This is a genomic window from Paraburkholderia ferrariae NBRC 106233, assembly GCF_000685035.1.
GTDB classification, from domain to species: domain Bacteria; phylum Pseudomonadota; class Gammaproteobacteria; order Burkholderiales; family Burkholderiaceae; genus Paraburkholderia; species Paraburkholderia ferrariae.
The window spans coordinates 359,283-372,850 of the sequence record NZ_BAYB01000004.1 but is presented as its reverse complement, the minus strand read 5'-3'; the positions used below and the strand labels follow the sequence as shown (position 1 = coordinate 372,850).

The 13,568-nt window shown below is 61.1% G+C and carries 9 protein-coding genes and 4 pseudogenes; 9 read left to right on the top strand and 4 right to left on the bottom strand.

What is annotated here, in order from left to right:
* The first annotated feature begins 62 nt into the window (after positions 1–62).
* From BFE01S_RS05285 to BFE01S_RS46205, 3 genes and pseudogenes are all read left to right on the top strand, one after another.
* On the top strand, positions 63–2,306 hold the full coding sequence (locus BFE01S_RS05285) for a ParB/Srx family N-terminal domain-containing protein (RefSeq protein WP_028197548.1): 2,244 nt from the start codon (positions 63–65) through the stop codon (positions 2,304–2,306).
* Between the two features lie 90 nt (positions 2,307–2,396).
* Complete coding sequence (locus tag BFE01S_RS05280; RefSeq protein WP_028197547.1) at positions 2,397–2,642, top strand: hypothetical protein; 246 nt, start codon at positions 2,397–2,399, stop codon at positions 2,640–2,642.
* 184 nt (positions 2,643–2,826) lie between these two features.
* Positions 2,827–2,982 (top strand): annotated as a pseudogene (locus BFE01S_RS46205) (DUF6900 domain-containing protein); the annotation flags it as partial.
* Positions 2,983–3,237: 255 nt separating this feature from the next.
* On the opposite strand, the gene BFE01S_RS05270 reads toward BFE01S_RS46205, so the two are convergent.
* From BFE01S_RS05270 to BFE01S_RS37515, 4 genes and pseudogenes are all read right to left on the bottom strand, one after another.
* Positions 3,238–3,939: a hypothetical protein gene (locus tag BFE01S_RS05270; protein ID WP_028197546.1), complete on the bottom strand. Its 702-nt coding sequence runs from the start codon at positions 3,937–3,939 to the stop codon at positions 3,238–3,240.
* Positions 3,932–4,624 (bottom strand): nucleotide-binding protein, encoded by a 693-nt coding sequence (locus BFE01S_RS05265; RefSeq protein WP_028197545.1) that lies wholly within the window; start codon positions 4,622–4,624, stop codon positions 3,932–3,934. The genes BFE01S_RS05270 and BFE01S_RS05265 overlap by 8 nt, the downstream gene beginning before the upstream one ends.
* A gap of 9 nt (positions 4,625–4,633) precedes the next feature.
* Positions 4,634–5,086, bottom strand: a complete 453-nt coding sequence (locus tag BFE01S_RS05260) for a hypothetical protein (protein WP_028224619.1) — start codon at positions 5,084–5,086, stop codon at positions 4,634–4,636.
* A gap of 790 nt (positions 5,087–5,876) precedes the next feature.
* A pseudogene (locus BFE01S_RS37515) lies at positions 5,877–6,422 on the bottom strand (IS110 family RNA-guided transposase); the annotation flags it as partial.
* Between the two features lie 182 nt (positions 6,423–6,604).
* Between BFE01S_RS37515 and BFE01S_RS42710 the strand changes: the two are divergent.
* The 6 genes and pseudogenes from BFE01S_RS42710 (at position 6,605) to BFE01S_RS42700 (ending at position 13,447) form a co-directional block, all read left to right on the top strand.
* Positions 6,605–7,331, top strand: a pseudogene (locus BFE01S_RS42710) (IS6 family transposase).
* 55 nt (positions 7,332–7,386) lie between these two features.
* Positions 7,387–7,634 (top strand): annotated as a pseudogene (locus tag BFE01S_RS45655) (hypothetical protein); the annotation flags it as partial.
* Positions 7,635–8,132: 498 nt separating this feature from the next.
* Entirely contained in the window at positions 8,133–9,302 is a 1,170-nt protein-coding gene (locus BFE01S_RS05250; protein WP_028224618.1) for a DUF4382 domain-containing protein, read from the top strand.
* A 49-nt stretch (positions 9,303–9,351) separates the two neighbouring features.
* On the top strand, positions 9,352–9,519 hold the full coding sequence (locus BFE01S_RS44010; protein WP_102857445.1) for a hypothetical protein: 168 nt from the start codon (positions 9,352–9,354) through the stop codon (positions 9,517–9,519).
* Positions 9,520–9,918: 399 nt separating this feature from the next.
* Complete coding sequence (locus BFE01S_RS37510) at positions 9,919–10,362, top strand: hypothetical protein (protein WP_025647668.1); 444 nt, start codon at positions 9,919–9,921, stop codon at positions 10,360–10,362.
* A gap of 670 nt (positions 10,363–11,032) precedes the next feature.
* Positions 11,033–13,447 carry a putative bifunctional diguanylate cyclase/phosphodiesterase gene (locus BFE01S_RS42700; RefSeq protein WP_169742599.1) on the top strand — a complete coding sequence of 805 codons (2,415 nt, stop codon included), beginning with the start codon at positions 11,033–11,035 and terminating at the stop codon, positions 13,445–13,447.
* Positions 13,448–13,568 lie beyond the last annotated feature (121 nt).

Here is a 13,568-nt window from a genome sequence, read left to right as displayed (position 1 = left end):
AAGTCCTGATGCGTCCTGCAACATCGACCCGGAACCTTCTTTCCAACCTTCTGGAGTCAGTCATGCAAACCCAAGTTGAAACCGCCGTAGTAGAAACCCCCGAAACCGCATCGCCGCTCGAAACCAGTTTCGGCAACGAGCAGCCCGTCATCACCGTGCCGTATTGCAGTCTGCGGCCCTCGCCACTGAACGCCCGCACCCAACCCCTGTCCGGCATTCCAGCCCTTGCCACCAGCATCCGCGCCAAGGGCCTTTTGCAGAATCTCGTCGTTCACGAAATGAAGGGCGGACGCGGCAGGCAGCGCCGCTATGGTGTCTGCGCGGGCCAGCGCCGCGAGGCCGCGCTCGACCTGCTGTTCGAACAGAAGCACATTGCTGCCGACTATCCGGTACCGGTGCGCATCGTCAGCGAAGGAGAAGCCCTCGCCATTTCGCTGATCGAGAACAGCGAACGCGAAGGACTCGACCCGTTCGACGTGCTGCGTGCGTACCGGATGCTGGCGGAGGAAGGGCGCAGCGTCGATTACATCGCCGCGTTGTTCTCCGCGTCGCCGCTCACCGTCAAGCGCCGCATGAAGCTCGCCAACGTATCACCGAAGCTACTCGCGCTGCTGCGCGAGGATGCGATCACGCTCGACCAGCTTGCGGCTCTCGCGCTCGCTGACGATCACGAAACGCAGGAACACATCTGGTTCGACGCGAACGACTGGCAGCGCCAGCCCAACTATCTGCGGCAGGCCATCACACGTGCCGAGATCGACGCGGGCCGCAGCCGGCTTGTGCGCTTCGTCGGCGTTGCCTCCTACGAAGCAGCAGGCGGCTACGTTCGCCGCGATCTGTTCAGCGACGACGAAAACGCAGGCTATATCGCTGACGCCGAACTGTTGCAACGCCTCGTCGCACAGAAGCTCGACGCCGCCGCAGAAGAAGTACGCGCCGAAGGGTGGGGCTGGATCGAAACGCGTGTCGAGCGCGATTTTCTGGAACTGAACCGTTACGGCAGGCTGCGCCCGGTCCTGCGCCCCTACACCGACGACGAGCAGCAGCAGATGGATGCGCTCACCGCGCAGCAAGACGAACTGGCCGAGAAGCTGGAGGCGCTGTCGGAGGATGACGAAAACGCCTACGAGGAAGCCGACCGCCTGAACGACGAAATCGAGCGCGTCAGCGTAGCCCTCATCGCACTCGAAGGTGTTGCCCTGATATGGGACGAGCAACAGATGGTCGAAGCCGGTGCGTTCGTCCTCGTCGGCCAGCAGGGCGAACTCGTCATCGAACGCGGCCTCGTGCGCCGCGAGAACGCCGATGCGCTCGAAGCCGCAGGCGCGCATGTCACCGGCACGCCCGAAGCCGAAGCACACGACACGGTGTCCGCAACGGCCCCGAAGGTCAAACCGGTCCACAGCGCCAAGCTCTGCCAGCGCCTCACCGCGCACCGCACCGCCGCGATGCGCGCGGAACTCGCCGCGCAGCCCGCCGTGGCGCTCGCCGCACTGCTGCATCACCTGGTCCCGAAGGCGCTGCCCGAGCATTTCGGGCACACGTCCGCGCGTGACTTCCTCGCCCTGACCGGCACGAACAATCACGACGGACTGCTGCGCGCCGCAGACGACCTAGACACCAGCCCCGCGTGGAGCGCCATCGAGACGCAACGCGCGCGATGGATCGCGGAACTGCCCGCGAAACGGGCCGACCTGCTGCCCTGGCTCATCCAGCAGGACCCCGGCACGACGCTGCTCGATCTGCTCGCGTTCTGCACCGGCACCCTGCTTGACGGAATCGCAGGCGAAGAAAGGCCGCATGCGATCAACGCGCTCGCAGGTGCGCTGAACCTCGACATGACCGGGTACTGGACGCCCACCCGCGCCACGTATTTCGACCATGTCAGCAAGGCGCGCATTGCCGAAGTCGTCGCTGCCGCCGTGTCGCCGAAGGCTGCAGCCGACCTCGACAGGATGAAGAAGGCCGACGCCGCAGCAGCCGCCGAACTGCGGCTCGCGAAAGTCGCCTGGGTGCCGGAAATCTTCACCGACCGGGAAATCCCTGCGGCACCTTCATGGGCGAGCCGCGACGACGACGAGGATGAGGACGGGACCGACGGTGCGGACAGCGGAGCCGATACGGAAGAAACGCCGGAGGGCGACGACGCCGACACGGAGCCGGATGCCGGTCACGGCACGGAACACATCAACGACACCCCGCCCGATGCACCAGACGCGCCCGTCGCAGCCAGCCCGCAGCCCGCATGGCCTTTCCCGAGCGCTGACAGCGTGAGTACCGGGCAATCCGGCCCGCTCGCAGCGTAATCCCAACCTCGGCAACGGGGCGACGCAGGCGCAGCGGCTCCGCATCACGCCCTGCCGCCTGCGCATCCAGACTGAACCGGAGAGTCCATCATGTTCAACCATATCCGCATGGTCGTGCTCGCGACCAATGCCGTGGGTTCACCCGATCTTTTTCTCACTTCCGTCGAGGCAACCGACACGCAGTACCAGCATGGCCGCCATTACGACATGGCATTGCTGCGCGCCCGCGATGAAGGCTACAGCACCCCGATGATCGCCTTCGACCAGCACGACGCGGCAGCTCGCATGCTCCGCCGCGCCGCTGCGTTCATCGAAAGCGACGCTGCCGAGGTATAACCCGTGCGGGCAGACGGCTTGCCACCTGCCCGCTTCATGCGGATGGCCGCCCACCCTGTCCAGCCAGTTCCTAGCAAAAATGCTTGATGTACGTGCGAAACCGCGCGTGAATGATGTCGTCGCAACCCAACCGGGAGATCGCCGTGAACACTTCTGACCTCCTCCCGTCGCAAGGCAGCAGCTTGCCGAAATCGCCATGAGGATACTGCGCGTGGAAACCCTCGAAGCCCGCCACTCCGACCGGCTCGATTTCTACGATATGCCGGTCTGGTCTATCAGGGACGCGCTCGAAGCGTCTTACCTGGCCGGTGTCGCCAACGCGAAAGCCGGTGCAGCATGAACAGGACCCGGCCATTCGCCGTGCTGGCGGTCTCCAATACGACAGGCGCGGAAACGCAGACCGTCCGGGCTTTTCCCGACAGTGCTCACGGTCGCCACCTTGCCGACGAGTCCACAATGGCCTGACCTGTGGAGTGGCCCTGTCCGAGGCCGTCGCCACCGTCATGCAAAGACAGACGAACCGAAAAATTCGCAGCAGAATGAAGCGCCCATATGGCTTCGCGCACGGCCTGCCCCGAATGACGCGCTTCGTGATTCATTGCGGCCTGACGGAAGGCAATACCGACGAGGTGTAACTTTCTGCCCGAACCCAATGGTCGCCTGCCCACCAGCCTGCCAGCCCGCCCGCACCCGCCGCCAGCAGCATCACCACCAGTCCGCTCGCCACCAGCCCGTAGCACGCCTTCACGAACCGCCGCATGGCGACCCGCTCGAATGACGCGAGCGCCGCGTCGAGCCGTTGCCGCTGTTCACGTGCCGCGATCGCCATCGCCGCCACGAGCCGGTTTCCGGCAACACGCGCAATCCGGTTCGCCGCCCGCTGGGTGAGCGCAGCGAGCGCCTCATCGTTCAGCGCCGCAAGCGCCGCCCGGTAGCGCGCCTCGTGTTCGGCGGTCATCTTCTCCGCCAGTGTGATCGTTTCCTTGCAGCGTGCGAGCGCGTCGCGATGCTGCGCCATCAGCGCCTGCGTCGCCGCGTGCGCTTCGGCGCGCGCCGCATCGACGCCGCCTGCGCCCGCCTGCCGGATGCGCTCCGGCATCGCCTCGTAGAGGCGCACGTAGTATTCCAGCACTGCCAGCACCGACCATAGTGCATCATTGTCACGCAGATTCAGCGCCGCCGACACGCGGCGCATGCGCAGCAGGCTCGTGTCGTCCGGCGGCGCGCCGCTCACTTCAAGGAACAGCCGCGCGAGCGGATCAACCGGGCGGGCACGCCGTGTACGCCGCTCACGCATCGCCCGTCACCTGCGCGAACATCGCGTCATAGCACGCCCGCCAGCGCAGCAGTTCCGCACGCTGACCGATGGGCAACGTCTCCACCGCCTTGCGTACCGACAGCCGCTGGCTGCGCAGGTCATCCGCAACGCGATCAGCCAGTTCCGGAAAATCCAGCGACCGGCCCTTCGCCTCAATGCTCCTGCGCAGCTTCGAATCTTGATACAGCACGAAGCGTTCGGGCATGCCGTAGTAGCCATTGCGCACGACATGTACCGTCGCATCCGGGAATGTATCGCTGAACTGCCGCAGCAGTTCAAGACTGTCGCGCTGCCGGTTGATGACCCAGAACACGACGAGCCGCCGTCCGAGTTCATCGAGCGTACTGCCGAGTGTCGCGCCGTAGCGCGTGACGCCATCCTGGTTGCGCGCAGCCGTGCTGACCACCACGACTGCATCGCGATGCCCGTCACAGTAGTTCACGAAATCGATCCAGCCACCGGCCTTGTCCAGATCGAATGATGCGCAATCGATCTCGTCGTGCACCGCGCGCATCACGTCCGGGTTCGACGTATCGTTTTCCACCAGCACGGTATTCACGCCCCGGCGCTGCAGGTGATCCACGAGCGCAAGCGCAACCACGCTCTTGCCGACACCACCCTTGCCGCCGCCAACAAGATAGATGGGATTGACTGTCGTGTTCATGGCGACTCCCTACAGATCGTCGGTGTCGGGCCGGATCGCAAATCCGAGCGTGCCCTGCACCGGCATGGGTTCTCTGGTTACGGTCTTTCCCCCGTCCTTGCGGACATGATTCGTGCGCGGCGGCGCATCGGGCTGACGCCCCGCTGCGCCGGCCGCCTGCCCTGCCGTACGCGCACCCGGCGACGGGCGTGTGCCACTCCCAGTACCGCTCCCCTTCCCGGCTGCGCGCAGCGCGTAGCGGATCGTTCCCGCCGTGATGTCGATGCCGTGCGATTTCGCCTGCTCCGCGATCTGCTCCAGTGTGTAGCCCTTCGCCTGCGCCGCGCGTACACGTGCGCGCATGTCTTTCATCGCATCGCGCACCGTGACGCCATGCTCAGCCTCGGGCTTTTCAGGTAGCGCATCGAGTGTGTGGGCGAACGCCTCCCATTGCGACTTTGTATAGACCCTCGCGACAGGCATGAGTCACCCTCCTGCGCACACCGTTACGCGCCACCTTCACACCATCCTGCGCACAGCAAGCACACGCGTCAACCACCTTTTTTCGCACCGCAAACGCACATGGGAACACCTGGGAAGCGACGGGAACCCGTGAGAACAACACACTTTTTTGCGCCTGTCGTACGCGCGCGACACATCCTCCGTTGCGTATCCCAGTTGACTCGTGACACGCATGCTATTCGACCGGCGTCGTCCCCGGTTACGCGCGGACCTCGATCAACCATACGCAGCGGATGCACATCGGACAAGGCAAGCTCAGGACGCGCGCAAGCGTAGCGAATCACGTCAATGCGCCAGTCACGCGCCACCGTCAGCGGATTTGATACGCACGCAGCCGTGCCAACCCTGAACACGTTACGCGCGCGTCCATTCGCAAGACATGCACACAACAGCACGCATGCCTTACGCACGGGATTGACTACCGAATGGGAAAGCATCACGCACGCCGTTTACTCCGGAGGGGAGACCTCTACGCAACACCCTTGCTTACCCATTCGCACATGATGGTGCAGGGTCTGAACGGGCGTTTACGCGACGGCGGAAACCTCAACGCAAAACGTTTACGCGGGGCGACAAAATGCGCACTGAAAACACGGTATTGCAGGATAGGCTACCGCCGGTTTTGGGCGCCATGTGCAACGCACTTCTACTAGATAAACATGGTCGCGGCCTCGGTAACCTTGCGCTTGCTAACAAGTGCTCGCGCGTCGATCAGGATGCTGTTGCGTATTCCGATAATGTGATCGACCAGATCATGCAGTGTGTCCACCAGCATCGCAGGCAAACGCTCGCTCAGACGCGCCAGCACACCGGCCATCGCCCGGTTCAGCGCGGCCCGGCCCACCGCCATCACCTCACCGTATTCCGTCAGCAGTCCACGCAGGCCATTAATCTGCATCGTGCGGAATCTGACCAGCTGCTGGCGCATCCGGTGCAGCGCCAGCACCGCCTGCTGCGTTTCAGTCTTGAGCGCCACCGCCCTCACGCAAGGCTGCTGTACCGCGCTCCAGATCGCGCGCGCATCGGCCACATCGTTCCTGTTGCCAATCACGAATGCCTTGACCGCCTTGCCCGGCATCAACCTGACCTGATGCCCCATTTCGCCCAGCCGACGCGCCCAGTGCTGGGCTCCGCCGCACGCTTCCATGCCGATGAGGCAGGGCGTGCGGTTGGCGAAATGCTCCAGAAACGCGCCACGCCGGATCTGTCGGCTGATGACCTCGCCGGTTTGCGGATCAACCCAGTGCACCTGGAAAACCTGCTTTGCAATATCCACACCGACCGGAGTAAAGTTCATTTGGGTTCTCCTTCCTCAAGTGGTTCGTTGCCCAACTTCCACTCTGGCACATCTGATGCCGTCGGTTGCGAGAACCCACCTTACCTTTGCCCGCCCCCCACGGTCAGTGATCAGCAGCCCTCACGGGGGGAGGCGTCCATTCCATTTGTCTCGTTGCCGAGGTGGTCGCGTAAAATCGGGAGATGAAAAAGACGAAATCTCTCTATCACGGGCATCGCTTCCCAGCGGTGGTGATCAGTTGTGCCGTTCGTTGGTACTTTCGATTTCAGTTGAGCTTGCGCGACATTGAAGAGTTGCTGTTCGAGCGTGGCGTCGTGGTGAGTTACGAATCGCCGCTGGTGCGGTAAATTCGGCACAGGGTTCGCGCATCGCGTCAAGGCAGCCCGGCGCAAACCGGGCAGTACCTGGCATCTTGACGAGTTGTTCGTGATGCTGCGCGGTGAACCTTTGTGCTGTGGCGAGCCGTTGACGAGCACGGCGCCGAACTCGATATCCTGCTGCAGAAGCGGCGCGACACGTCCACAGCCGAACGATTCTTCAGGCGCGTGCTTCGTTCGTGCCCGACGCCGCGCAAGATTGTCACCGACCAGCTGCGCAGTTATCCGGCCGCGAAGTCCCGCATCCCGGATGCTGGCAAATGTCAAACACGTGTTCGTCAAGGCTGCTGCCCGCGTGAACAATCGGGTCGAAAATAGCCATCAACCTACGCGTGAACGTGAGAGGCGCTTTCGCGGGTTTCGCGACCCCAAGCGCACCCAGGCGTTTCTTGCGAACTTCGGACCGATCCGGCAGCACTTTGCGCTCAAGCGACATTTGCTCCGCGCGTCTCTCTACCGCAAACAACTCACTCGACGTTTTGACGCGTGGCATCGTTGCACCCAGCTTACCCAAAATCCGTCCTGCCTCTAAGGAAAGCTCCATCCATCGCACTGCTGCGCCGCGATCACTTTAGTGTGACAACGCCGCATCCGGCGCCGCGCTCGCGCACGTAGACGTTGGCGTGTATCTCGGAGCGCCAGCACCCGTGTATATCGCCTCCCTCCCGTAGTCTACGAGGCGCCACCCGTAGTCTATGCGGCACCCCCGGTAGTCTATGCACCTACGCCTGCAGCGTATGGATACGACAGCGAATACTGGGAACGGCGTCGCTGGCACGAGTATCGTCGGTACCGGGACTGGAGACATCACCACGATGATGACGACGAACAGTGAATCGTTGCGCATCGCCGAAGTGCCTGAGACAAGAGCAAACGATGTTTGCCCCTTGGCCGGTCGTGCAAGCGAAAGTCCACACACGGCCGTTTCATCAGACGTAGCGCAGTACGGAGAGCGCTTACAACTACTATCTGACGCAACCGGTTCCGATATCGAGGCTGAATCACTTGAGGGACCGCCAGTCACCGCCCGCGCGGCCCACGCATCAGGCGCCGATTCGGACGCTGCCCAACGATCACCACGATCGCCAATCCTGTCCGACATGAAATTGATGGCGCTGTCGGCGGGCGAACATGCTGGGGGCGCGCAAAGAGAGACAGTTGCTGCGCCAGATCAGATGGTCCCGGGTAGAGGTCCACCCTTCTGTTTTTTTGGGAGAGGCCGGTCGCCGAATCATCCGGCTCTCCCAAAGTTACGGACGGTTTCAATTTGCCAGAAATCTTTACACGGTCTATCCGTATCCTTCGGACACACAACAACGAAGGGGATTCCTCCATGAAAACAATCCTGAAGACGCTGGCCTTCGTGCTGGCGATTCCCGCGATGCTGTCCGCCTGCGGAGGCGGAGGCGGCGGTGACGGCGGAAGCAGCACCACAGGCACGCTGCATGTGCAAATGACCGATTCACCGTCATGCGGTTTCGACCATGTATATGTGACGGTCAGCAAGGTTCGCGTCAACATGAACGCCCAGGCCGGCGATACTGATGGTGGATGGACCGACATCGCTTTAGCGAGCCCGCAAAAGGTTGATCTGCTGTCGCTGACCAACGGCATGCTGGCCGATCTGGGACAAACCGCGTTGCCCGCCGGCCAGTATCAGCAGGTTCGTCTGGTGTTCGCGCAGAATCGGGGCAATACGCTGGCAAATTCGATTGTTCCGACCGGTGGCAGCGAGCAGCCGCTTGATACGCCAGGCGCCACGCAAAGCGGCTACAAGATCATCCGGCCGTTCTCGGTTCAACCCAACACGCTCGTCGATCTCGTACTCGACTTCAATGCGTGCAAATCGGTCGTCCAGAAGGGTAACGGCTCGTACAGTCTGAAGCCCGTCGTCACCGCGACGCCGACGGTCGTGAGTGGTACGATCTCCGGCTACGTCGCGCCCGCCGAAGCCGGGGCTGCTGTCTATGCGGAGCAGAACGGACATGTCATCAAGGGCACCGTTGCCGACAGCAACGGACAGTTCGTTCTGACGCCGCTCGAGCAAAGTTCGACTAACGGCAACTATGATGTCGTCATTGTGCAGAATAACGTTGCTACGGGTATCGTCCGCTCGGTACCGGTCGTTGTGAATACATCGACGGTCGTGGCCATGTCGTCGGCACCGATCGCGTTGCCGGCTTCCGTCATGCACGTCGCAAGCGGGACCGTTCTGCCGGTCAGTGCGCAGGCCATCGTACGGGCACTGCAATCGGTCAGCGGCCTCAACTACGAAATTACCAGCGCGAACGCCAATCTGGATACCGGTACCTACGCGTTGAACCTGCCAGCCGCCGCACCATTGATCGGCACCTATTCGGGGAGCCTGCCGGTCGCGCTGTCCCCGGCCGCAAGTGCCGCCGGACAGTACACGGCAGAAGCCGACAGCGTCACCGGGGCGACCCAGTCATCCGCAGTCAATGTATCGGCAACCGGTCAGACAAACGTCAACTTCGGTTTCTAACAATCACTACGTGACGAAGGAAGGGCGCAGGCCCTTCCTTGAGAAAAACATGAAAATAATCTTCTCTCTTCTGCTGGCGAGTGCCGGCTTGCTAAGTGGTTGTGCGCTTTATGTACCGGATGCGCCAGGCACCATCATCGTGCCGCAGGGTGCACCTCAAGGCGGGCCTGGTAACGGTTTCTGCCCGCCGGGGCAGGCCAAGAAGGGCAATTGCTGACGTCTGGCGCCGCGGTGACGGGAAGACGACCTGGCGGACTGTCCGGCAAACCCGCGATCATCGTCTGCCACGACGCCGGGCGCTCACGTTGGCTGCTGGATCGTCCATCCGGCGTCCCGAGAAGACGAGCTTAAGCCGGTTAAGTTGGACAGCTTTTTCGGCGGCGTTTTCCCATCGGGACCGGCACGCTGCTTCCGGCTCCCCTTGCGTCACGTGGGCATGGTTCGTCCGTCCGCTGGCGACGTTCGGTTTGGCATCGTAGTCGGCTCCTTGAGGTGCTGTGAATGCCCGGATCGTAGCTCTCCCCCTAGCATGGAAGGCGCCGGAGTGTAATGATTCGTAACGTTCGCAGAGCGCATCGCCGATCGGCGACCTGGATACATCAATGCTGGCCACATCATGAAAACGAACCGCAGGAGGGAGCCGCTGAGCAAAGCGATGCTATTGCCGGTACCGGCTGTCGATGCCCGCGCGATTTCACTCGAAAACCACCTTGCGCTTGTCGCCATGCGAAGCGGACAAGGGAATGTCGACCTGGTTCTCGGCCTGTTCAAGATCGTATATATGGCGTACTTTCTTCATGAAGCGCTACGCGCCCGGACCGAGCCGGATCTTTTTCGCGACGCCGAGCATGTGCTGATGCGCACCACAGCGAGGGCTAACCGCGGCGAGGCGTGGTCTATTCCCGCAGAAGACGTTTCCTGTCTCGAAAGAATCGTGACGCTATACGATCGCTACCTCGCCACGCTGCCGGCCCACCGTTTTATCAGCGCGCGCGACCGGCTGCAACGCTTTCTCGCCGGTAAGTCAGTCTCACCGATTGCCACCGGGGAGTCGTCCTGAAAACTCCAGTGGTCTTTCGGGGTGGACGAGCGAATCAATCATTGCTTGATGCGCGCCATGCGCTCCTCGCTGGTTCCATCGGAAAAACCTCTACGTTCCCGAACCTCTCCGCGGCCGAGGTCGCTCGTGGTTTTATACGAGCGCAACAGGGACAATCCCTGTCTTCTTCCTGGGACTTTTAATATCAATGTTGTCAGCGACCGTGCGTTAAAACATTCGCAAAATCGATGCGCGAGTTCGCATGGTTATATACGCCGGGAAACCGTGTTATCCGAAATCAAACCGTAATCCTAAAGAACCTTTCTTTCGTAAGGTTGCTTCCGACGGCGGTCGGTGTCGGCGCGAAGGCACAATGACGAGCGATTGCCAGGATGCGACGCTGCGTGTTCACAAACTTCAGAAGTTTTTTCTCGAAAAACAAAAATTCCAGCACTTCGGTGCCAGATGTCATTTTCAACCCATTTGTTCTGGCTGTAGTCGAAGTCCTGTTGCTTCGGTGTCGTACTCGTGTCGGCGGAATTTTTTCGATCACGCGCGGCGATATTCAAGAACGGGGAAAGCTACGCCGTTAACCGACAGGGAACTGATGTGTTCGGCCCCCTCAGGCGCTGGAGGCGCAGACCATCAGATATCGATCAGCACAGCAAATGCAATGGGACCAGTGGCAATCATGTTTCGAATGCTTTTCAACGAATGGACCGTCATTGTCGGGTCTGTGAGGCGAGTGCCTCGTTTATTGCTGCTTGCTGACTCGGGAGCACGGGCCACCGTCGGGCTGATCGCCGTGCTGGTCCTGCTGCCAGTTCTTGCTTTCATAGCCGCATGGACGAGCTACGAGGCCGGCAAGGCAGCGGAACACGCAAGCGAAATCAGCGAAGCTTTTGACGAAGCGCGCTATTGCGTCGGTGCTGAGGAATCTCTTGAGCGGAAGTATCGCCTCGAGCCCGGTGGTGATGTTCGGCGGGCCCATGCCCATGCCGGCGCGTCGCTGGATTCGGATTTAAGGCACTTGCGGATACTCGAGCCACGCGAAGCCCCGGCAATTGACAGACTCTTACAGGAACATAACGCGTACCTGTCCTACATCGCACAGATATTCGCCGCGGCAGACATCGGTGACCAGGCAACCGTAAAGGAAATCGACGAAAAATACGCCGACCCGTCATTTGACAGGATCGAGCAGGCAATCTTCAAGGAAGCAGGTGCTCGTCGTGCCCAGGCGATGGAGCAGTTGAGCCACCTTGCCTGGATCCAGCGCGCCGTTTTCTTTGGGACTCCGATTGCCTTTGGCACCGGGCTCGCCCTTGTCATTTTTTTCGCGCTCGAACTGCGCCGGTACAGGCTGCAAACTGTTGAGGCCACGCTCCGGGCAAACCGACGCAACGAGCGGCGCCTTCATGCGCTCGTTAAAAATACGTCAGACGCCATTTTCCTGTGCGATGCGACGGGCGGCATTTTTTACCAGGTACCAACGATGGGATCGGATTTCTGGGGGCTGAACGGTGATCTGTCCGGTACCTCGCTAGCGGATCTGATCCACCCCAGGGACGAAGCCGCCCTTACTGCAGTCTGGCGGCAGGTCTCCGGAACTGCGAGCGGGACGGCCACGGTAGAATTGCGCGTGCCCAATATCAAGGACACCTGGCATTACGTCGAATGCTCGGTCACCAATCTTTCGCATGATGACGCAGTCGGCGGCTTTGTCGTGACGCTGAGAGACCTGAATGAGCGAAAGATCTTCGAAAAGCAGCTCACAAAGCAGGCGTTCTACGACGTTCTCACCGGTCTACCGAATCGCGCGTTACTTCAGGATCGAATCGACCGTGCGCTTGCGCGTGCAAGCCGACGACAGGCAAGAGTCGGGCTAATCTTTATTGATCTTGATAATTTCAAACGAGTCAATGACAGCCTCGGTCACCGGCAGGGCGACACACTTCTGGTTGAAGCCGCGCGACGGCTGGAGGATTGTATCCGCCCGTCTGACACAGTCGCCCGTCTCGGCGGTGACGAGTTCGTGATCCTGCTCGATCGACTGACAAGCGAATCCGGGAGCGATGCGACATTAATCGCGCAGCGCGTCCTGAAACAGTTCGAAATCCCGTTCATGCTAGAAGGCAGGGGCTACGTTGTTACCGCCAGCGTAGGCATAGCGCTTACTGATACCGGGATGAGCCCGAGCCAGACTGACGCTGACACGCTGCTCCGCGATGCGGACGTCGCCATGTACCGGGCCAAGAGCGCCGGCAAGGCACGGTATATGACGTTCGACTCCCACATGCGCCTTAATGTGCTGGACCGTTTAACGCTTGAGGCAGATCTGCGTCAGGCAGTAGAACGGAACGAGCTACGCGTGCATTTCCAGCCGATCGTGCACCTGCTATCAGAACAGGTTCGCGAGGTCGAGGCATTGGTGCGATGGCAACACCCGGAGCGCGGGCTGATCGGGCCGGCGGAATTCATTCCCATCGCAGAGGAAACCGGCCTGATTATTCCAATTGGACGTAGTGTGCTTCAGACCGCCTGCCAGCAGGCAGCGATCTGGCAGGACATGTTTCCGCAGGAGCCGCCGCTTCAACTCAGCGTGAATCTCTCGCCGCGCCAGTTTGAAGACCCCTCACTCGTGGGCGATGTCATGTGCGCGCTTCGTCTCTCTGCCATCCAGCCCGGATCACTAAAACTTGAGGTAACCGAAAGCATCATCATGCGGGATACGGAAGCAAGCATCCACACGCTCCACAAGCTGAAGGCTCAGGGCATCAAGATCGCCATTGACGATTTCGGCACGGGCTACTCTTCGCTCAGCTACCTCAAAGCGTTGCCCCTTGATGTCCTCAAGATTGACCGGTCGTTCGTGAAAGGCATCGGCACGAACGCTGAAGACGACGCAATCGTGCAGGCGATAATCTCATTGGCCCGCTCTCTCGATCTGGACGTAACCGCAGAAGGGATCGAGACCGATGCGCAGGCAGCCCGCCTACGTGAATGGTCTTGCGAAAGCGGACAGGGGTTCCTGTTTTCGAAACCGTTGCAGGCTGCGCAAATGATGGAACTCCTGCGAAATGCGGAGGAACCCTACACATCCTGAGACGTTGGCTAACAGACATCGGGCAAGTACCCCAGCGAGGAGTTGGCCCAAAAACTCAAACCGGTTGAGCCACGGATGCGCCGGACCGCAAGTGAAAAGCCAACAGCCTACGGATAGCCCG

What these genes read in the sequence shown, in the direction of transcription:
- BFE01S_RS05285 (WP_028197548.1), top strand. Translation starts at nt 63, where the DNA reads ATGCAAACCCAAGTTGAAACCGCCGTAGTAGAAACCCCCGAAACCGCA.
- BFE01S_RS05280 (WP_028197547.1), top strand. Translation starts at nt 2,397, where the DNA reads ATGTTCAACCATATCCGCATGGTCGTGCTCGCGACCAATGCCGTGGGT.
- BFE01S_RS05270 (WP_028197546.1), bottom strand. Translation starts at nt 3,939, where the DNA reads ATGCGTGAGCGGCGTACACGGCGTGCCCGCCCGGTTGATCCGCTCGCG.
- BFE01S_RS05265 (WP_028197545.1), bottom strand. Translation starts at nt 4,624, where the DNA reads ATGAACACGACAGTCAATCCCATCTATCTTGTTGGCGGCGGCAAGGGT.
- BFE01S_RS05260 (WP_028224619.1), bottom strand. Translation starts at nt 5,086, where the DNA reads ATGCCTGTCGCGAGGGTCTATACAAAGTCGCAATGGGAGGCGTTCGCC.
- BFE01S_RS05250 (WP_028224618.1), top strand. Translation starts at nt 8,133, where the DNA reads ATGAAAACAATCCTGAAGACGCTGGCCTTCGTGCTGGCGATTCCCGCG.
- BFE01S_RS44010 (WP_102857445.1), top strand. Translation starts at nt 9,352, where the DNA reads ATGAAAATAATCTTCTCTCTTCTGCTGGCGAGTGCCGGCTTGCTAAGT.
- BFE01S_RS37510 (WP_025647668.1), top strand. Translation starts at nt 9,919, where the DNA reads ATGAAAACGAACCGCAGGAGGGAGCCGCTGAGCAAAGCGATGCTATTG.
- BFE01S_RS42700 (WP_169742599.1), top strand. Translation starts at nt 11,033, where the DNA reads ATGTTTCGAATGCTTTTCAACGAATGGACCGTCATTGTCGGGTCTGTG.